The organism is Gordonia sp. (in: high G+C Gram-positive bacteria) (genome assembly GCF_052106715.1).
In the GTDB taxonomy this organism is placed as follows: domain Bacteria; phylum Actinomycetota; class Actinomycetes; order Mycobacteriales; family Mycobacteriaceae; genus Gordonia.
In genome coordinates, this window is record NZ_JBQEDL010000002.1 from 26,712 (window position 1) to 45,989 (window position 19,278).

General features: G+C 66.4%; 20 protein-coding genes. 6 read left to right on the plus strand and 14 right to left on the minus strand.

Translation table 11 applies throughout. The annotated features are described in order from the left end of the window. Positions 1 to 8: 8 nt before the first annotated feature. On the minus strand, positions 9 to 503 hold the full coding sequence (locus tag ACTIMF_RS01060) for a dihydrofolate reductase (RefSeq protein ID WP_442348416.1): 495 nt from the start codon (positions 501 to 503) through the stop codon (positions 9 to 11). A 13-nt stretch (positions 504 to 516) separates the two neighbouring features. Beyond that, the gene (locus ACTIMF_RS01065) at positions 517 to 1,323 is read right to left on the minus strand and encodes a thymidylate synthase (RefSeq protein ID WP_442348417.1); all 807 of its coding nucleotides are present in this window, start codon (positions 1,321 to 1,323) and stop codon (positions 517 to 519) included. A gap of 49 nt (positions 1,324 to 1,372) precedes the next feature. Here ACTIMF_RS01065 and ACTIMF_RS01070 point away from each other — a divergent pair, with 49 nt between their 5' ends. After that, on the plus strand, positions 1,373 to 2,425 hold the full coding sequence (locus ACTIMF_RS01070) for an amidohydrolase family protein (protein WP_442348418.1): 1,053 nt from the start codon (positions 1,373 to 1,375) through the stop codon (positions 2,423 to 2,425). A gap of 11 nt (positions 2,426 to 2,436) precedes the next feature. Here the strand turns inward: ACTIMF_RS01070 and ACTIMF_RS01075 are convergent, their stop codons facing one another. Further along, complete coding sequence (locus tag ACTIMF_RS01075) at positions 2,437 to 2,889, minus strand: flavodoxin family protein (protein WP_442348419.1); 453 nt, start codon at positions 2,887 to 2,889, stop codon at positions 2,437 to 2,439. Between the two features lie 111 nt (positions 2,890 to 3,000). On the opposite strand from ACTIMF_RS01075, the gene ACTIMF_RS01080 reads away from it, so the two are divergent. Then, a complete protein-coding gene (locus ACTIMF_RS01080) occupies positions 3,001 to 3,789 on the plus strand; it encodes an acyl-ACP thioesterase domain-containing protein (protein ID WP_442348420.1) in 789 nt (262 codons plus the stop codon). 16 nt (positions 3,790 to 3,805) lie between these two features. On the opposite strand, the gene ACTIMF_RS01085 is transcribed toward ACTIMF_RS01080, so the two are convergent. The 3 genes from ACTIMF_RS01085 to dapB are packed head-to-tail and all read right to left on the minus strand — an operon-like array spanning position 3,806 to position 5,603. Beyond that, complete coding sequence (locus ACTIMF_RS01085; protein ID WP_442348421.1) at positions 3,806 to 4,369, minus strand: TIGR03086 family metal-binding protein; 564 nt, start codon at positions 4,367 to 4,369, stop codon at positions 3,806 to 3,808. A 1-nt stretch (position 4,370) separates the two neighbouring features. Further along, entirely contained in the window at positions 4,371 to 4,847 is a 477-nt protein-coding gene (locus ACTIMF_RS01090) for a hypothetical protein (protein WP_442348422.1), read from the minus strand. Positions 4,848 to 4,850: 3 nt separating this feature from the next. After that, positions 4,851 to 5,603, minus strand: a complete 753-nt coding sequence (dapB, locus tag ACTIMF_RS01095) for a 4-hydroxy-tetrahydrodipicolinate reductase (protein WP_442348423.1) — start codon at positions 5,601 to 5,603, stop codon at positions 4,851 to 4,853. A gap of 167 nt (positions 5,604 to 5,770) precedes the next feature. Between dapB and ACTIMF_RS01100 the strand changes: the two genes are divergently transcribed. Then, a complete protein-coding gene (locus ACTIMF_RS01100) occupies positions 5,771 to 7,819 on the plus strand; it encodes a neutral/alkaline non-lysosomal ceramidase N-terminal domain-containing protein (protein ID WP_442348424.1) in 2,049 nt (682 codons plus the stop codon). 7 nt (positions 7,820 to 7,826) lie between these two features. Here ACTIMF_RS01100 and ACTIMF_RS01105 read toward each other — a convergent pair whose 3' ends face one another. The 5 genes from ACTIMF_RS01105 to ACTIMF_RS01125 all read right to left on the minus strand — a co-directional run bounded on the left by ACTIMF_RS01105 (position 7,827) and on the right by ACTIMF_RS01125 (position 13,972). Further along, the gene (locus ACTIMF_RS01105) at positions 7,827 to 8,465 is read right to left on the minus strand and encodes a response regulator transcription factor (RefSeq protein ID WP_442348425.1); all 639 of its coding nucleotides are present in this window, start codon (positions 8,463 to 8,465) and stop codon (positions 7,827 to 7,829) included. Between the two features lie 22 nt (positions 8,466 to 8,487). Then, a complete protein-coding gene (locus ACTIMF_RS01110; RefSeq protein ID WP_442348426.1) occupies positions 8,488 to 9,717 on the minus strand; it encodes a sensor histidine kinase in 1,230 nt (409 codons plus the stop codon). 174 nt (positions 9,718 to 9,891) lie between these two features. Further along, positions 9,892 to 12,198: a polyribonucleotide nucleotidyltransferase gene (locus ACTIMF_RS01115; protein ID WP_442348427.1), complete on the minus strand. Its 2,307-nt coding sequence runs from the start codon at positions 12,196 to 12,198 to the stop codon at positions 9,892 to 9,894. 398 nt (positions 12,199 to 12,596) lie between these two features. Continuing rightward, positions 12,597 to 12,866 carry a 30S ribosomal protein S15 gene (rpsO, locus tag ACTIMF_RS01120; RefSeq protein ID WP_442348428.1) on the minus strand — a complete coding sequence of 90 codons (270 nt, stop codon included), beginning with the start codon at positions 12,864 to 12,866 and terminating at the stop codon, positions 12,597 to 12,599. A gap of 140 nt (positions 12,867 to 13,006) precedes the next feature. Continuing rightward, entirely contained in the window at positions 13,007 to 13,972 is a 966-nt protein-coding gene (locus tag ACTIMF_RS01125) for a bifunctional riboflavin kinase/FAD synthetase (protein WP_442348429.1), read from the minus strand. Positions 13,973 to 14,054: 82 nt separating this feature from the next. Here ACTIMF_RS01125 and ACTIMF_RS01130 point away from each other — a divergent pair, with 82 nt between their 5' ends. Both ACTIMF_RS01130 and ACTIMF_RS01135 read left to right on the plus strand, forming a co-directional pair. Continuing rightward, a complete protein-coding gene (locus ACTIMF_RS01130) occupies positions 14,055 to 14,738 on the plus strand; it encodes a metal-dependent transcriptional regulator (protein WP_442348430.1) in 684 nt (227 codons plus the stop codon). Between the two features lie 58 nt (positions 14,739 to 14,796). Next, on the plus strand, positions 14,797 to 16,236 hold the full coding sequence (locus ACTIMF_RS01135) for a carboxylesterase/lipase family protein (RefSeq protein ID WP_442348431.1): 1,440 nt from the start codon (positions 14,797 to 14,799) through the stop codon (positions 16,234 to 16,236). A 12-nt stretch (positions 16,237 to 16,248) separates the two neighbouring features. On the opposite strand, the gene truB is transcribed toward ACTIMF_RS01135, so the two are convergent. The 3 genes from truB to ACTIMF_RS01150 are packed head-to-tail and all read right to left on the minus strand — an operon-like array spanning position 16,249 to position 18,813. Beyond that, positions 16,249 to 17,148 carry a tRNA pseudouridine(55) synthase TruB gene (gene truB, locus ACTIMF_RS01140; RefSeq protein WP_442348432.1) on the minus strand — a complete coding sequence of 300 codons (900 nt, stop codon included), beginning with the start codon at positions 17,146 to 17,148 and terminating at the stop codon, positions 16,249 to 16,251. Position 17,149: 1 nt separating this feature from the next. Beyond that, the gene (locus ACTIMF_RS01145) at positions 17,150 to 17,821 is read right to left on the minus strand and encodes a 4'-phosphopantetheinyl transferase family protein (RefSeq protein ID WP_442348433.1); all 672 of its coding nucleotides are present in this window, start codon (positions 17,819 to 17,821) and stop codon (positions 17,150 to 17,152) included. Positions 17,822 to 17,847: 26 nt separating this feature from the next. Further along, a complete protein-coding gene (locus tag ACTIMF_RS01150; RefSeq protein WP_442348434.1) occupies positions 17,848 to 18,813 on the minus strand; it encodes a metallophosphoesterase family protein in 966 nt (321 codons plus the stop codon). A gap of 56 nt (positions 18,814 to 18,869) precedes the next feature. On the opposite strand from ACTIMF_RS01150, the gene ACTIMF_RS01155 reads away from it, so the two are divergent. After that, complete coding sequence (locus ACTIMF_RS01155) at positions 18,870 to 19,265, plus strand: NUDIX hydrolase (RefSeq protein WP_442348435.1); 396 nt, start codon at positions 18,870 to 18,872, stop codon at positions 19,263 to 19,265. Positions 19,266 to 19,278 lie beyond the last annotated feature (13 nt).

Here is a 19,278-nt window from a genome sequence, read left to right on the forward strand (position 1 = left end):
CAGGGAGTTCATCGATCTGTCCGCACGTAGTCGACGAACCGGTACCTGGTGCCTGTTCGCGACGTCTCCCATTCGCCTCGTGCCGCGACCGTCCACACGTCGGCGTCGATCTCCGGGGCGAACGCATCCGCACCTTCGACCAGCACATCGATTTCGGTTATCCGCAGTTCGGACGCGAACTCCATTGCCGCCGTGTAGATCTCGCCGCCGCCCATGACCGAGGCGACCCCGCCGGTCAATTCGAGCGCTTCGGTGAGTCCGCTGACGGTCTCGGCGCCCGGAGTATCGAACGCGACGTTGCGCGTCACGACGACGTTCCGTCGGCCCGGGAGCGGTCGAAACTTGGGTGGCAGCGACTCCCACGTCTTTCGGCCCATCACGACGGCACCGGTTCCCGTCAACTCCTTGAAACGCGCCATGTCCTCGGGGACGCGCCACGGAATCGTGTTGGCCTTGCCGATGGCGCCTGCGAGGTCCTGCGCCCACACGAGCGAGACGGTCATGTGTCCTCCGGTCTCAGACGGCGACGGGTGCTTTGATCGCGGGATGCGAGGTGTATCCGACCACCTGCACGTCGTCGTACTCGTACTCGAAGATCGACGCCGCCTTACGCAATTCGAGCGTCGGGTACGGGTACGGGTCGCGCGAGAGCTGCTCGCGGACCTGGTCCAGGTGGTTGTCGTAGATGTGGCAGTCGCCGCCGGTCCACACGAAGTCGCCGACCTCGAGGCCCGCCTGCTGCGCCATCATGTGTGTGAGGAGCGCGTACGACGCGATGTTGAACGGGACGCCGAGGAACAGGTCGGCGCTGCGCTGATACAGCTGGCAGCTGAGTTTGCCGTCGGCCACATAGAACTGGAAGAACGCGTGGCAGGGCGGCAACGCCATCTGCGGAATCTCACCGACGTTCCACGCTGAGACGATGTTCCGCCTCGAGTCGGGGTTGGCGGTCAACGTCTCGAGAGCCACCGAGATCTGGTCGATGTGCTCGCCTGACGGCGTCGGCCAGTTGCGCCACTGCACGCCGTAGACGGGACCGAGCTCGCCGTCGTCCGCGGCCCATTCGTTCCAGATCGTGACTCCGTGGTCCTGAAGCCAGGTCACATTCGAATCGCCGCGCAGGAACCACAGCAGTTCGTAGACGATCGACTTGAGGTGCACCTTCTTGGTGGTGACGAGCGGGAAGCCCATCGACAGGTCGAACCGCATCTGATGACCGAACACGCTCCGCGTCCCGGTGCCGGTGCGGTCCGCCTTCGGCGTGCCGGTCTCCATGACCAGGCGCAGCAGGTCTTCGTACGGGGTGGGGATGGACGTGCTCACCTGGCCGAGTGTACCGAGGTCATCGCCCGCAGCGGCCTAGGGTGAACCGATGAGATATCGACTCGGCGACATCGTCGACGCCCACATGCACCTCTGGGACCCGTTGACCACGCCGCGCGAGGCGTCCGGCCCGGCCCGGCTGTACTCCGTCGCTCCGCGACTACTCGAGAAGGCGTTCGGCTTCATCGTGCCCCGTGCGAACCGCGAGTTCGTCGGGTCGCCGAGATGGGTCGCTCAGCCCTTCCTCCCCGACGATTACGCCGCGTTCGTGCGCAGCGACGACTGCCGCGTGGGCACCGTCGTCCACATCGAGGCCTCCTGGCAGGCGGACGGATTCGGCGCCGCCGACGAGTCCGCATGGATCAACGGACTCGATTTCCCGGACGATCTGACGCTCGGCGGGATCGTCGGACACTTCGATCCCCGGTGGCGCGACGGCAGGGCGATCCTGGACGCGCACGTCGCGTCGACATCGAACCTGGTCGGTATCCGATGCTCCGCGCCGGTGCACCCCGACCCGGGTGTCAAGTCCTGGACGGACGTGCCGAATCTGTACGCGGACAAGGACTTCTTATCCGGGTTCGCCGCGATCGCCGAGCACGGCCTCACCTTCGACGCTTGGGTGTACGCCCACCAGCTACCCGACGTCGCGACCCTCGCCCGCGAGTATCCGGACACGACGGTCGTCGTGAACCATCTGGGTACCGAACCCGGCGTCGTGGGTCCGCGGGGCAGGCACACGGGAAGGTCGAGCGCCGAGCGGTCCGCCATGCGCGATCGCTGGCTCGACGCGATCGCCGCGGTGGCCGCCGAACCGAACGTCGTCGCGAAGCTGTCCGGGTACGGGATGCCGGTCCTCGGTCATTCGGGGCCGACGAGCCGGGCTGAGCTCGCCGAGCAGTGGCACCCGATCCTGAGAGCGACTGCGGCGGTGTTCGGCGTCGACCGCCTGATCTACGGGTCCAACATGCCGATCGACGCCCCGATCCTGACGTTCGACGACACCGTTCAGATGGTTGCCGCGGCTGTCGACGACGCCCACGGCCACGCCGCGCTACCCGCAGTGTTCTCCGACAACGCCCGCCGCGTGTACCGGATCTGATCGGGCTCTCCTCAGCCCATCAGCCCCGCGGCGACCGTCGCACCGAGTTCCCAGCACGCCTCCAGGTCATCTTTCGTCGGCCTGTTCGACGCGATCACGTACTCGGCGGCCTTGGTCCACTCGAGTCCGGCGGTGATCCGGTCGACGGCGGTCACCGCCCCCTCCGCGCCTTCGTTGCCGTGCAGGTACATCCCGAACGGCCGCGCCCTGGTCGAGTCGAGGATCTGGTAGTAGCTGCCGTCGAACGCGTGCTTCAACGCACCGGAGATGTAGCCGAGGTTCACCGGAGAGCCCAACAGGTAGCCGTCCGCGTCGAGGAAGTCGGTCGCCGTCACCGACAGCGCTGCGCGACGCACCACCTGGACGCCCTCGATCTCCGGGTCGGTCGCACCGCTCAGCACCGCCTCGAACATGGCCTGGCAGTGCGGCGACGGCGTGTGGTGGACGATCAGCAGACGAGCCATGGGATCCATGGTGGCAGATCCGGGGTCTCCGAGACGGGTGACCGCGGGCACTCGCGTGCGGTCGGACGCCACGTGGCACGATCGACTCGACATGCAATCGAGGGGACACCGATGACGCACACCAGCACGCTCGCCGCCCGGCCACCGCATGCGCGCACCTATGAGCGCACCTACCGACTCCGCATGGAGGACGTGGCACCCGACATGAGCGTCCGGCACGATGCGCTGGCGCGCCTGCTCCAGAACATCGCGATGGATATGATCGATGAGTCGGACTGGGGTCAGACGAACCCCTTCTGGATCGTGCGCCGCAACGTCATCGACGTGCTCGAACCGATCACCTGGCCCGGCGATGTGCACATCGAGCGGTGGTGCGAGGCCACGTCGTCCCGGTGGGTCGGCATGCGGCAACGACTGACCGGGATCCCGACTGCGACCGGATTCGCTGACGCCGATCGTCCGACCGGTCTCGTCGAGACGTCGAGTTTCTGCATCAACGTGACGCGCGACGGCACACCGTCCCGGATCGACGACGAGTCGATCGAGGATTGGAACACCGACGTCACCGAGACCCGCCTCAAATGGAAGTCGATGAATCCGGCGTCTCCCGACCAAGTCCCGGACGCCGACATCGATTACTCGACGTTCGCGTTGCGCACCACCGACTTCGATGCGCTCGGGCACATGAACAACGTCGCCTACTGGCACGCGGTCCACGCCGTGCTCGAGGGTCGACCGGGCCTGTCCGCTGCGCCCCATCGCGCTGTCGTCGAGTATCTGCGGCCGATCACCCCGCGCACCGCCGCGACCATCGCGACCACCGACTACGAGGACGGCATCGCCCTGTGGTTCATCGTCGACGACGTGGTCACGACGTCGGTCACCGTCACTCCGCTCTAGCGGGACGCACTCCGGTTCAGCGAGCGTCTCGGCCGGCGAAGGCGAGGAGCCGGTCCACCGGCGCGTGCGACGCCGGCTCGGTGGCCGGAGCGAACGCTCCCGCACCACGGATGTCCTCGATGATCGACGCGGCGTCGGTCAACAGGTACTCGGCGAGAGCGGCGGACGGCGTCCACTCGACGCCGATGCCCGTGCACAGGTCGAGCGTGTGCAACGTCAGCTCCATCGTCCGCATCGGAACGAGGTCGCGCCCGGGCCGACGACGTACCCGATGGTCGACGTCGGCGCTCAGATCTGCCGTCGCGGCCGACGCGCGCAGCAGTTCCTCCGACCGCCAGAACTCGGAGACCGCACCGTCGGCGACGTAGTCGACGTCCCGCGTGAAGGCCGTGTCGTCAGCGGCCGCCCCGTCGAGCAGCATCGAGTAGCGGTGCCCGCCGCCGATCACATGGTTGATGAGGTCCCGGTTCGTCCATCCCGGGCATCCGCTCGCCGCCGTGAGATGGTCGTCGTCGACTCGGTCGAGCACCGACGCCCAGAGGGCTTCGCCCTCGCTCAGCATCGTTTCGTGCGCGGACATCTCAGCCCTTCGCCTCGCGGTACTGACCCGATGCCCGTTTCATCATCTCCCGGGCCCGGGAACGGTCACCTGCGTAGTCGTACGCGCGGGCGATCCGATAGGTGCGGACCCAGTCGCTCGGATCGGCCTCCCACTCCTGTTTCACTTGGGCGAACAGGTCGTCGGCGACGTCGCGCTCGATGCGCCCCGACGGTCGACGCGGAAGATCGTCGACATCGAGTTCACGCCCCAGATCAGCGACGTCCGCGGCCATCCGCTGATGCTCGATCCCCGAGCGAAGCGTCGAGACGATCATCCATACGCCCAGCAGCGGGAGGATGAATATACCGATGCCGAGCCCGATCGAGACGCCGGTCCCGTGCTCGATCAGTCGGTACGCCATCCGGCCGAGGATGACGAAGTAGACGCACATCGCGATCACCAGGAACGCGATCACCGCGACGATCGGCCGAGCGTCGTGCTTACGAGATGAGGCCACGCGTCACAGATCCATCAAATGTTCGAGACCGACCGTCAGCCCCGGCCGCGAGCCGATCTCGCGGACCCCGAGCAGGACACCCGGTACGAACGAGTTGCGGTCCATCGAGTCGTGGCGGATCGTCAGCGTCTCGCCCTGCGTGCCGAACAGGACTTCCTGGTGCGCGACGAGCCCGGCTAGCCGAACCGAGTGCACGCGCACACCGTCGACGTCTGCCCCGCGAGCACCCTCGAGTCCGGTCGACGTTGCGTCGGGCGACGCGCCGAGCCCGGCCTCGCCGCGGGCCGCAGCGATCAACTGTGCCGTTCGCCCCGCCGTACCGGACGGTGCGTCGGCTTTGTGAGGATGGTGCAGTTCGACGACCTCGACCGAGTCGAAGAACCGTGCCGCCTGCTGCGCGAAGTGCATCGACAGGACCGCGCCGATCGCGAAGTTGGGTGCAATGAGCACGCCGCTGCGCGGGTCGTCGCCCAGCCAGCCGCGGACGGTGTCCAAGCGCTCCTGCGTGAAACCGGTGGTGCCGACGACAGCGTTGATCCCGTTGTCGATCAGGAACTTCAGGTTGTCCATAACGACGTCGGGATGCGTGAAGTCGACGACCACACTGGTCGCGGAGTCGACGAAACGCTGGAGGGAATCACCTTTGTCGACGCCGACCGTGAACTCGACGCCGTCGCCGGACTCCACTCCTTCGACGATCGCCTTACCGACCTTGCCGTTGCTGCCCAACACGCCCGTTGCGATGGCGTCACTCATGACTTGTAAGCCTTTCGTCGCTGATCGCCTCCCAGTCTAGAAGGCAGGCCGCGGCGGCGCGGGACACGATCATCGTTACCGACCTCCGACAAGTATTGATCGATCGATCAGGTGAGGTTAGAGTCACAACGTCCATCTATGAGAACCTGTGTCATTCAAGGAGCCCGATGCCTGACGTCCCACGCCGCACCTTCCTACAGGCGACCGCTGTCGGCGCGGCCGCGACCGCTGCCTCGATCGGGCTCGGAGCCACCGCCGCCGGCTCCGCCGGGCAGGCGCACGCCGCATCCGGATATCTGGTCGGCGCAGGCAAGGGCGACATGACCGGCGCGATCGCCGGCCAGGGCATGATGGGCTATTCCGATCTCGACCAGGTGGCGACCGGCCTGCTGCAACGTACGTGGGCGCGCGCCTATATCGTCGCCGACGCCGCGACCGGTCAGCGAGTCCTGTTCATCACAGCCGACATCGCGTGTGTGTTCACCTCGCACCACAACACGTTGCTCGCCGAACTCCGCAAACGGCACGGCGACCTCTACAACGTGCACAACGTCAACATCAATGCCACCCATAACCACAACTCGTGCGGCGGCACCTCATGGGATTACGCGTACATCCTGGCGGCGAAAGGCCACCGGCACAACTCCTTCCAGGCCGAGATCGATGGACTCCTCGACGCCGTCGAACAGGCACACTCCTCACTCGGACCTGGGACCGTCGAGCTGGGCCACTCCGAACTGCACAACGCTAGCGCCAACCGCTCGCACGACGCGTTCAAGCTCAATCCGGAACCGGACCGTAAGCACTTCCCGTCGCACATCGACCCCCAGGTCACCGCGATCCGACTCCGGCAGGGCGGCACCACGATAGGCGAGATCACCTGGTTCGCCACGCACGGCACGTCACTGACCGACGCGAACTATCTGATCGGCCCGGACAACAAGGGGTACGCGGCGTACCTCGGCGAGCAACGCGACTCGAATATCGTGAGTGCGCACGCACAGACCAATGCAGGCGACATGACGCCGAACCTGTGGGTCCGGAAAATGCATCCGGGCGGGCCGACGGGCGATCATCGCAGCAACCGGATCATCATCGGACGACGCCAGGACCGCGCCGGGCAGTCGGCGCTCGCGGCCGCGCGGCCGATGACCGCAGGCGGCGTCGATTCGGCCACACGCTATGTCGACATGGCGAACGTCCACATCAACGGCCATTACACGCCGCACGGCAAGTCGGCCCGCACCTCCCCCGCCATGATGGGTGCAGCCGCCGCCGCGACGAGCCAGGAGGAGAACACCCGGAGCCAACTCGGGTTTCTGAACGAGGGGGTGCGGAACGAACTCGCGATGGCACTCGGTGCGGGAAGCACGCCGACCCCCGATCCGTGGATCGTCGACAATCAGTCGCCGAAGGCCATCCTGTTCCCGCTCGGCATCCTGCCGCCGCGCTCGTGGATCGAGCAGCGACTTCCCGTTCAATTGATGCGGATCGGCGACCTCGTTCTGGCGGCGCTGCCCACGGAGTCCACGATCGTCGCCGGTCTGCGCGTGCGGCGGATCGTCGCTGACGCGATGGGCGTTCCGCTGGAGAACGTTCTGCTGCAGGGATATTCAAACGGCTACTGCCAGTACGTCGTGACGCCCGAAGAGTACGTGTCGCAGCAGTACGAGGGCGGCGAGACGTTGTTCGGCCGGTGGACGCTCTGCGCGTACATGCAGGAGATGGACCACCTCGCTCGCGCGATGAGACGCGGTGCGAAGCACTCAGCGGGCACGCCGCCTGCCGATCGCGCCGATCTGCAGCCTGACCTGTTGGGTGCGCAGCCCGCCGATACTCCGATGCCCGGCCGCCGGTTCGGACAGGTCGTCTCGAAGGTTCCGACGTCGGCGACGACGGGATCGACAGTCTCGGCGAGCTTCTGCGGCTCATATCCGAGCAACCGGGTCCGTCGTGGATCGCGCCGCTACTTCGCGGTCGAGAGATTCACCGGTACCGGGTGGGAGACCGTCTACTCCGACGACCACGAATCAACCGAGATGACGTGGGTCCGGCCGGGCGGCAGTCCGTCGGCGTCGAAGGTCACCGTCACCTGGCGCGTTCCGCGGAACGCGAGCCCGGGCGATTACCGCATCCGCTACTTCGGCGACGTGAAATCGACGTCGGGCAGGCTACGCGAGATCAACGGTTCGACGGGCCGTATCAAGATCGCCTGACCGGCGGTCAGGCCTGCGCGAGATACATCAGGATCGCCCGCACCCGACGGTTCTCCGTCTCGGGCGGCAGGTCCAGTTTGGTGAAGATGTTGGACACGTGCTTCGCGACAGCCGCGTCGGAGATGACCAGTTCGGCAGCGACCTCCGAATTGCTGTCGCCGCGCGCCATGAGCGCGAGGACTTCGCGTTCGCGCGGCGTGAGTCGTTCGATGACCACGGACCCGAACATCTTCGAGATCACCTCGGGGTCGACCACGACGCCACCGGACACGACGGTCTCTACCGCTCGCAGGAAGTCGTCGACGCGGCCGACCCGCTCTTTGAGGAGATAGCCGACGGCTCCGCCCCGCTCGGATGACAGCAGCCGACGCGCGTACGCGGCCGCCACGTACTGGGACAGCACGAGGACTGGCAATGCGGGCCGGTCTCGTCGGAGGTCGAGGGCTGCGCGTAGCCCGTCGTCGCCGTCGCCCGGCGGCATCCGGACATCGGTGACCACGAGGTCGACTCCGGTCAGGTCGATCCTGCGCAGCGCAGCGGCGTCACGCACGGTCGCGATGACTTCATGACCGGCACGTTCGAGGATCCTCACCAGGCCTTCGGCCAGCAGAACCGAGTCCTCGGCCAGAACGATGCGCACTCCCACCTGTTCGAGTCTTCCCGATCGACTACTGCCTGATGTGACCGGTCCACCGAAGCACGGTGGGGCCACCCCGCGGGCTGGTGACGGTCAGCGTCGCGCCGAGCGCATGAGCACGTTCGACGAGCCCGGCAAGCCCGCTTCCGCGGGCCGGGTCGGCGCCGCCGACCCCGTCGTCGGTCACGACCATAGTGACCACGTCGAGCACATCGGACAGTTCGATCGTCACAGTCGACGCCCGTCCGTGCTTCACGGCGTTGGTCACAGATTCGCTTGCCGTGTAGTACATCGCCCGCTCGAACGGCACGGGAAGCCGACGGCCCGGAGCCCATCCAGCGCTGGGGATCACCCGCACATCGATCGGGTCGCCGAGTTCGGCGCACGCCGCCTCGAGGCCGAAGTCATCGAGGACCTTGGGGTGCACGCCGCGTACAGTCTCGCGCAGGCCCGACAGGGCGCGTTCGACTCGGGCGTGGGCCGCCTCCACTTCGGTGCGCACCGTAGGATCACCGCTGGTCTGCGCGAGCTCGCCGAGCTGCATCGCGGCGCCGACGAGGTCCTGTTGCGGACCGTCGTGCAGATCGCGCTCGATCCGCTGGCGTTCGGCTTCGAAGGATCCGACGAGGACACCGCGCGAGGACTCCAGTGCCTCGACCTGCGCGGCGAGCTCCTCTTCACGAGGGCCGAGCAGCCACATCGCGATCGACGCGGCGATCGCCGCCGCGACACCGCTCAAATAGAGACCGATGACGATGAGCGGGAGCGATATCGGAACCATCCACCAGGACTCGCCGACCGAGTCGACCGTCCAATTCCACAGATTGATCACCTCGCCCTGCTGTGCGATCGCCGGTGCGAAGGCGAAGACGCCGACGGCGACTGCGACGATCGACAGGCCGATCCCGACCAGTGGTCCGTAGATCGCGAGGAACAGCGAGTAGACGACTTCGCGCCATGTGGACGGCTCGCCGAGACGGACCCCCATCCGGGTCGGAAGGTTTCCGTCGACCGGGGTGTGCGGGTCGACGATCGCAGGGACGCCGAGGAGCCTGATCCGCTGCCGGTCGATCTTCCCAAGCAAGTTCGACCACGCTGGTGCGAACGGCAGGAGCACGATGACCACGTACGCCAGGAACATCAGGCACCCGAGGACCAGAGTCGTGAGGGTGTACGCAATCCCCCGCCAGGGCTCGGACGACGCCAAATAGCGCAGCGGCGACCGTCCGAGTCCACGCCACGGAGATCTGGTCGCTGTCATCTCATCTATTGTCATGTGTTCAACGCTATTGAGCCGACTCGACGATCTCAGTGGTGCGGCGTCGAGTGTTCACGGTAGTGCTGACACTACCCATCGGTTCCCCGTGAAAGACGCCTCCGGCCCGCGATGCCGAAAGGGCATCGCGGGCCGGAGGCGAGATCGGGTCAAATCAGATCAGGCGTCGGCCTGCTCCTCGATCTTCACCGCGTCACCCTCGTCGCTGACGAGGATGAGGCTGATCTTGCCGCGCTCATCGATGTCGGCGATCTCGACCTGAAGCTTGTCGCCGACCTTGACGACGTCTTCGACCTTGCCGATGCGCTTTCCGTTACCCAGCTTGCTGATGTGGATCAGCCCGTCCCGGCCCGGGAGCAACGAGACGAACGCGCCGAACGCCGGCGTCTTGACGACGGTTCCGAGGAAGCGCTCCCCGACCTTCGGCAGCTGTGGGTTCGCGATCGCGTTGACCTTGTCGATCGCCGCCTGAGCGGACAGACCGTCGGCGGCGCCGATGAACACGGTGCCGTCGTCCTCGATCGAGATGTTGGCACCGGTGTCCTCGGTGATGCCGTTGATCGTCTTCCCCTTGGGGCCGATCAGTTCGCCGATCTTGTCCAGCGGGATCTTGATCGTCGTGATCCGCGGGGCGAAGGGGCTCATCTCGTCCGGCTCGTCGATGGCCTCGGCCAGAACGTCCAGGATGGTCAGACGGGCCTGCTTCGCCTGGCTCAGCGCACCGGCCAGGACCTGCGATGGGATGCCGTCCAGCTTGGTGTCGAGTTGGAGCGCGGTCACGAAGTCCTTGGTGCCTGCGACCTTGAAGTCCATATCGCCGAACGCGTCCTCGGCACCGAGGATGTCGGTGAGGGCGACGTAGCGGGTCTCGGTCTTGCCGTCGATGGTGACCTCGTCGGAGACGAGTCCCATCGCGATGCCTGCGACCGGAGCCTTCAAGGGAACGCCCGCGTTGAGCAGCGACATGGTCGATGCACACACCGAACCCATGGACGTCGAACCGTTGGATCCGAGGGCCTCGGACACCTGGCGGATCGCGTACGGAAACTCTTCGACGCTCGGCAGAACCGGCACGAGCGCACGCTCGGCGAGCGCACCGTGGCCGATCTCGCGACGCTTGGGCGAGCCGACGCGGCCGGTCTCACCGGTCGAGTACGGCGGGAAGTTGTAGTGGTGCATGTACCGCTTGCTCGTCTCGGGTCCGAGCGAGTCGATCGTCTGCGCCATCTTGACCATGTCCAGCGTGGTGACGCCCATGATCTGGGTCTCGCCGCGCTCGAACAGTGCACTGCCGTGTGCGCGCGGGATCACGCCGATCTCCGCGGAGAGCGCGCGGATGTCGGTGATGCCGCGACCGTCGATGCGGAAGTGGTCGGTGAGGATGCGCTGGCGGACGAGCTTCTTGGTCAGCGAGCGGTAGGCTGCGCCGATCTGGCCTTCGCGGCCTTCGAACTTCTCGCCCAACGCTTCCAGGACGTCGCCCTTGAGTGCGTCGGTCGCGTCGTCGCGCTCCTGCTTGCCCGCGATCGCGAGAGCATCGCTCAGGCGTGCGGTGGCGAACTCGGCGACAGCGTCGTACACGTCGTCGGCGTAGGCCGGGAACAGCGGGAACTCGCGGGTCTCCTTGGCGGCGGCAGCAGCGAGCTGCTTCTGCGCCTCACAGAGCTGAGCGATGAACGGCTTGGCTGCTTCGAGTCCCTCGGCGACAATCGCCTCGCTCGGAGCCTGTGCGCCACCGGCGATGCGGTCGAGCACGTTCTCGGTTGCCTCCGCCTCGACCATCATGATGGCGACGTCGGCGTCGGAGCCCTCACCCGAGACGATGCGGCCCGCGACGACCATGTCGAACACGGCGCCTTCGAGCTGTTCGACGGTCGGGAACGCGACCCACTGGCCCGCCTTGTTCTCCTCGCGGCCTTCGCCTTCACCGGCGAGGGTCGGGATGAGTGCGACGCGGACGCCGCCGACGGGGCCGGAAAATGGCAGCCCGGAGATCTGGGTCGACGCCGATGCCGCGTTGATCGCGACCACGTCGTATATATCCTTGGGATCGAGCGACAGAACGGTCTCGACGACCTGGATCTCGTTGCGGAGTCCGCTGACGAACGACGGACGCAACGGACGGTCGATGAGGCGGCAAGTCAGGATGGCGTCGGTAGACGGCCGACCTTCGCGACGGAAGAACGATCCCGGGATGCGACCGGCGGCGTACATGCGCTCTTCGACGTCGACGGTGAGCGGGAAGAAGTCGAAGTGCTCTTTCGGCGACTTCGACGCGGTGGTGGTCGAGAGGATCATCGTCCCCTCGTCGAGGTATGCGACGACCGAGCCTGCGGCCTGCAGAGCCAGGCGTCCGGTCTCGAAGCGGATGGTCCGCGTGCCGAATGCACCGTTGTCGATGACGGCAGAGACTTCGGTGATCGATTCGTCGAAGTCGTCGAAGTCGTCGGTAATGACATCAGTCATGTAGTGAGAATCCCTTGTGTTGTTCTGGTCGCCCAACGATCCGGTAGCTGCAGTCAGCCACGACGGTGGACGATCCGGATATGCAGTTGCAGACCCGTCGCGATTCGCGGCGGATCGGGGTGGATGAGGAGCGTGAACGGCTGTCGCAGTCATGATCAGCGCTTCGTGCGCTGTAGGTAGACGGCCTTCGATCGAAGCGGCCGGAGTTTTGCACTTCCGACAGCCACTACCGAGGACCGATCTGACGAGTCACGACTGCGTTGCCGTTGGCGGCAGATCATTGCACCGGGTTGATCCTAACATTTCCCCTGGCTAATACACTTCGAGGCCGCGACCCGTGTGACGGGTCGCGGCCTCGAAGAGAACCAAGTCCGCATGTCGAGCGGAGTGGGCCAACGTCAGCGACGCATGCCCAGACGCTCGATCAGCGAGCGGTAGCGGTTGATGTCCACGCTCGCCAAGTACTTGAGCAGGCGACGACGGCGGCCGACCAGCAACAGCAGACCACGACGGCTGTGGTGGTCATGCTTGTGGTGCTTGAGGTGCTCGGTCAGGTCTTTGATTCGCTTGGTCAGCAGTGCGACCTGAGCTTCCGGCGAACCGGTGTCGGTCTCGTGCACGCCGTACTCGTTGAGGACGGCCTTCTTCTCCTCGGCAGTGAGTGCCATGAGAGTCTCCTTGATTTCAGTTCCGTGCCCGGACCCCGCCACCCGGCAGGGGGTGCGCCACCACGGACCGCAGCTGACACCAGCGGTGAACTGTACCAGGGGCAGAGGGACTTACGACAATCGTCGAACGGGCACTCGGGTCAATCGCCTTCGACGGAAAGGATCGTGCGTGTGCGATCGACGTCGTTGCCGATCGCGGTGATCAATGCGTCGATCCCGTCGTACGACTCCATCCCCCGCAGCCTGCTGACGAAGTCGACTGCCACGTGCTGCCCGTAAAGGTCCGCATCGAGGTCGAGAATGTACGCCTCGACGGTCCGGTTCCGGCCGGAAAACGTCGGATTGGTGCCGACCGACACCGAGGCCGCATACCGTTCGCCAATGCGGAAGCCGTCCCCCTCTTTGTCACCGAGAACGGTGAACCAGGCTGCGTACACGCCGTCACCGGGTATCGCCGCGTGCTCGGGTGGGGCGACGTTCGCTGTCGGATACCCGAGGTCGCGGCCTCGGCGCTCGCCGTGCACCACGGCGCCTTCGACTCGATGCGGCCGTCCGAGCGCTTCGGCGGCCAGCTCCACGTCTCCCGAAGCGATGCACGAACGGATGTAGGTCGACGAATAGGTGACCGCGTGCTCACCGAACAACGACACCGCCGTCACCTCGAAGCCGAACCGCTGCCCGAGTTCACGGAGCTTCGGCACGTCACCGAGCGCCTTGTGCCCGAATGTGAAGTTGTCGCCGACGACCACTTCGGCTGCGTGCAGTTCTTCGACGAGGACCTCGTGGACGAACTCTTCGGCCGATTGGGCAGCGACCGTCGGCGTGAACGGAATGACACAGAAGACGTCGACGCCCATCTCTTCTGTGAGGTCGGCACGACGGCGCAGCGTCGACAGTTGTGGCGGGTGCGTGCCCGGTCGCACTACTTCGGACGGGTGTGGGTCGAAGGTCATCAACACCGACGGCACACCGCGTTCGGCCGCGGCCCGCGTCGCCGCGTTCACCAATTGGGCGTGCCCACGGTGAATGCCGTCGAACACGCCGATGGTCACCACGCAGCGGCCCCACCCGGCAGGTACATCGTCCAAACCTCGCCAACGCAACACGGCTCCACAGTACGACTCCACGCGTGACGCGGCACGCCCACGGTAGAAGCCACGACACGCGAGGGTGGGTAAGGTCGTACATATGCCCGACTCTCGACCGGTCGACGAACTCTCGTCTGTGACCCAGGACTATCTGAAGGTGATCTGGACGACTCAGGAATGGTCTGATGTGAAGGTCACGACCAAACTGCTGGCCGAGAAGCTCGGGGTATCGCCCTCGACCGCATCCGAGGGCATTCGCAAGCTCTCAGATCAGGGCCTCGTCGATCACGCGCCGTACGGTGCGGTGACGCTCACCGACGACGGGTGCGAAGCCGCGATCAGCATGGTTCGACGACACCGACTCCTGGAGACCTTTCTGGTGCGCGAACTCGGCTACGGCTGGGACCAGGTCCACGAGGACGCCGAGGTCCTCGAGCACGCGGTGTCCGAACGCATGCTGGCGCACATCGACGCCAAGCTCGGCCATCCCAAGCGCGACCCGCACGGCGACCCGATCCCCGGCGTCGACGGCATCGTCCCCGACGCCGCAGCGCTTCAACTCGCGGATCTCGCGATCGACGAATCCGGTGTCATCAATCGCATCTCCGACTCCGATCCGGAGATGCTCCGCTACTTCGAAGAGATCGGCGTCGCCCTCGACAGCCGTGTTCGCATCGTCGAGAAGCGCCCATTCGCGGGCACCGTGACGATCTCCGTCGACGACAGCGAGCCGATCCACTTGGGCGATATCGCGGCGCGCGCGATCTTCCTCCACCAGGACTGACGGCACGCCCGACGATTCAGCGCACACCTTTGCGCGTTCTGCGGCTACGGTCGACACCGTGACCGAAGTCTCCACGCGCAGCCCCATCGTCCACACCTCGCACGGTCCGGTCCGCGGTCGGCGGGTGGTGACGACCACCGGGTCGGCCGCCTCTGCCTTCCTCGGAATCCCGTACGCGGCACCTCCGGTCGGCGCTCTGATGCTCGCCAGGCCGCAACCGCCCGAGCCATGGACTGCGGTCCGCGACGCGACGGCCTGCGGCCCGACCGCGCCGCAAGTCGGGTACCCAGAGCCGACCGCGTCGATTCTGGAGAACGTCGTCGCACTCGGCGACGACTACCTGAACGTCAACGTGTGGACCCCCGACCCGGCGGCCGAGGATCTGCCCGTCCTCGTCTGGATTCACGGCGGCGCATTCACCCGCGGTTCCAACCGGCTCACGATCTACTCCGGTGACACGTTCGCTCGCGACGGCCTGGTCTTCGTCGGCGTCAACTACCGACTCGGCGCCCCTGGCTTCGCATCGCTCGACGGTGCACCGGACAATCGCGGCATCCTCGACCAGATCGCGGCTCTCGAGTGGGTACGCGACAACATCGCGGCATTCGGGGGCGACCCGTCGCAGGTGACTGTGATGGGTGAGTCCGCGGGTGCGATGAGCGTGGCCTCCCTGCTGTCCTCGCCACGCGCAGCAGGTCTGTTCCGACGCGCAGTTATGGAGAGCGGCAACGGAATCAGCGTCGCGGCGGGCGACGATGCCCAAAAGGTGACTGCTCGAACGTCTGAGATCCTCGGTGTGGAGCCGACCGCGAGCGCCTGGGCCGAGATCTCGCCCGACGCACTGTTGGCAGCCCAGACCGAGGTCGCGTTGGCGCTCTCACTCGACCCCGACCCAGCGGTCTGGGGCGAGACCGTGGTCCGCGCCGGGCTCGGTGTGATGAGCTTCCTGCCGGTGATCGACGGCGATGTTCTGCCCGCTGCCCCGATCGACTCGATCGCAGCCGGCGCCGGGGCGGGCGTGGCCCTGCTCGCGGGCTGGAACGCCGACGAGTTTCACTTCTTCCTTGCACCGACCGGGATCGTCGACGCCGTCGACGGGCCGACGGCGAAGTCGGTCCTGGCACGGTCCGGTGCGTCGACCGACCGACTCGACGAGTCGGTTGCGGGCGGCGCGAGGGCAGGCGACGCCCTGTGCGCCGAGCTCACCCGCAACGGCTTCGTCGACCCGACGCGCGCGATGGCCGCCGCTCGGCCCGACGAACCGACGTTCCTTTACGAGTTCGGGCGACACAGTCCGGTCATGGGGATCCGCGCAGGTCATGCCGTCGAGATTCCGTACGTGTTCGATCACGTCGACGACGCGCACTGGCTTGTCGGCCCCGCTCCGGACCGCGACCTGGCCGTCAGGATGCACGCCGCATGGACGTCGTTCGCGATGACCGGCGATCCGGGGTGGAGCGCGTACCGCACGGGAGACGCGCCTCACCTGTTCGCCTAGAGGTCCCCGGCGTCAACGGAGGTTCGCCGGACGCACCACCATCACCGAACTCGCCCTGCGGCCCTTCTCCTGTACCAGGGCGATGGCCTGGCCGGACTGGTCAACGACGGTGTAAATGCCTTTGCGGCCGATCGGTTCGAGCCATCGTCCCTGACTGATCGACTCTGCATCCTCATCGGAGATCTCCCGGAGCGGGAAGCAGAGCTTGGCGGCGTCGTCGATCCCCATGCTGAGCCCGGGATCGGCGATGACAGCGTCCAACGTGCGGGCGTATTCGAGGGTGAACGGCCCGACTGCGGTGCGCCGCAAGGCCGTCAGGTGTCCGCCGACTCCGAGTCCAGCACCGAGGTCGCGCGCGAGGGAACGAATGTAGGTTCCCGACGAGCAGTCGACCTCCACCTCGAGGTCGACGAACCCGTCGAGGCGTCGGCTGTCGAGGACGGCGAACCGAGAGACGGTGACGGGGCGCGCCGCGAGTTCGAACTCCTCCCCCGTTCGCGCCAAAGCGTGCGCGCGTTTGCCGTCCACTTTGATCGCGCTCACGCGTGCGGGTACTTGGGCGATGTCACCGGTCAGTTCGGCGACGCCTGCCGCGATCTGCTCATCGGTGACGGCCGCCGTGTCGAATACTCCGATCGGCTCGCCCTCGGCGTCGTCGGTGTCGGTCGACTGCCCGAGACGGATGGTCGCCGTGTACGACTTGGTCGTCAATGACAGCAGACCCAACAGCTTGGTCGCACGCTCGATGCCGAGGACCAGCACTCCGGTCGCCATCGGGTCGAGGGTCCCCGCGTGGCCGACCCGTCGCGTCCCGAATACCTTGCGCGACTTGGACACCATGTCGTGGCTGGTGACCCCGGCGGCCTTATCGAGGACGAGGAGTCCGGCGTTCTCAATCGATAGATCGGCCATGTCAGGTCAACGCGATCGTGGTCAAGATCAAATCGTCGGCGACGCTCCAGCGGCCGGGCAGGGTCAGCAGCGGGGCACCGCCGTCGACCGTCGAGCCGTCGATCAGAATCCGTGACGAGAAGGTGCCGGTGACTGCGCCCTCCCCGGAGTCGGCGCCCCGTTGGAACGTGATGTGGGCGTCTTCGAAGCCGAGCCAGCGTTGGGTCAGCGGGAACCATGCCTTGTAGGTGGCCTCCTTCGCGCAGAACAGAAGTCGGTCCCAGTGGATCGAGTCGTCGCGTGTGCCGAGCACCTCGCGCTCGGCCGGGACAGAGGTGTGATCGAGCACGCCGTCAGGCAGAGGCAGATGTGGTTCGGCGTCGATGCCGAGAGACCTCACCTGCATCGAGTAGGCGGCGACCGCTGCCCGATATCCATCGCAGTGCGTCATACTCCCGACCACCTGGCTCGGCCACAACGGCATTCCGCGATCGCCACGCATGATCGGAACCGGTTCGAAACCCAACTGCCCCAAGGCTTGACGCGCACAGTGCCGTGCCGTGATGAACTCACGGCGCCGTTTCTCCACCGCCTTGGCGATCAGGACGTCTTCGGCGGGCATCGCCGTCAGACCGGGCGGGTCCTCGAACGCCTCGGAGGCGCCGACCCCGGCCGGCACGAGTCGCGAAATCATGGCGTCAATGGTGCCATGTTCTGGACTTACGTCGATCCGCGGGAGGCCTGATTGCCGCGACGCTCCTCCAGCTTCTTTCGGAACTCGACGGCGCGCGCCTCGTAGTCGGGCGGCACCTCGAAGCGCAGGCCCTGGTGCGGCACATCCTCGGGTCGTGTGCCAGGGTCCGGAGCGATCTGCCGCAGCAGCGGTTCCGGGAGGCCGCGCCGCTTCCATTCGCGCGGATATCCGACCGACACCTCTTCGAATCGGACGTCGTCGTACCACGTGGTCCGAGGAATGTGCAGGTGCCCGTAGACGCTGCACATCGCGTTGAAGCGGAGGTGCCAGTCTGCGGTGAGCTCACTGCCGCACCACAATGCGAACTCTGGGTACATGAGCACGTCGCACGGCTCTCGCCGCAGCGGCCAGTGGTTGATCAGAACCGTCTTCTCAGCGGGGTCGAGCGCCTCGAGGCGTCGCAGGGTCTGCGCGATCCGGTCCCGGCCCCACGCGTCGCGCGTACCGAACGGCTCCGGCGACAGCAGGAACTCGTCGGTCGCGACGACGTTCCGGTCGCGCGCCACAGCGAGCGCCTGCAGCGCGGTCGTCGTCCCCTCGGGGCGGAATGTGTAGTCGTACAGCAAGAACATCGGGACGACGCGGACCGAGCTACTCCCGTCCTGCGGATCGAACAGCGGGTAAATGTCTTCGGGCGTCACGACACCGAGCTCCCGGCACGCCTGTACGAGGTAGTCGTAGCGCGCCACCCCGAAGATCTGCAGCGGATCCTTGGCCGTGGTGTAGAGCTCGTGGTTTCCCGGCACCCAGAGAACCTTCTCGAAGCGGGTCGCGAGGCGACGCAGCGTATCGACGATGTCATCGGTGCGTTCGGCGACGTCGCCTGCCACGATCAGCCAGTCTCCCTCGTCGGTCGGCCGGATCCGATCGATCATGTCCTCGTTGCCGCGATGCGACACGTGCAGGTCGCTGATCGCCCAGAGTGTCGCCATGCAGACCATGCTGCCACGGCCGCGTCCTCGCGCCCGTGTGGGATTACGGTGTAGCGATGACACGAGTTCTTGCGGCGAGCGCCGTGATCGTCGACGACATGGGTCGGGTCCTGCTCGTCCAACGCGGTCACGAACCCGAACGGGGACATTGGTCGGTGCCCGGCGGGCACGTCGAGGACGGTGAGACGTTCGCTGAGGCTGCGCGGCGCGAGGTTCTCGAGGAGACGGGTCTGCAGGTCGAGATCGGCGAGGAACTCTGGTCCGTCGAGGTTCCATATGACGAGTACGGCGTCTTCGAGATCCACGACTTCGCCGCCACCGTCGTCGGCGGGACGCTTCAGGCCGGCGACGACGCGGACGACGTGCGATGGGCCTGCGACGCAGACCTGGACTCGCTGCCGCTGACGAAAGGCCTCGCGATGTACCTACGTCGCTCCGGCACCATGTCGTGACGAGGCGGCGCAC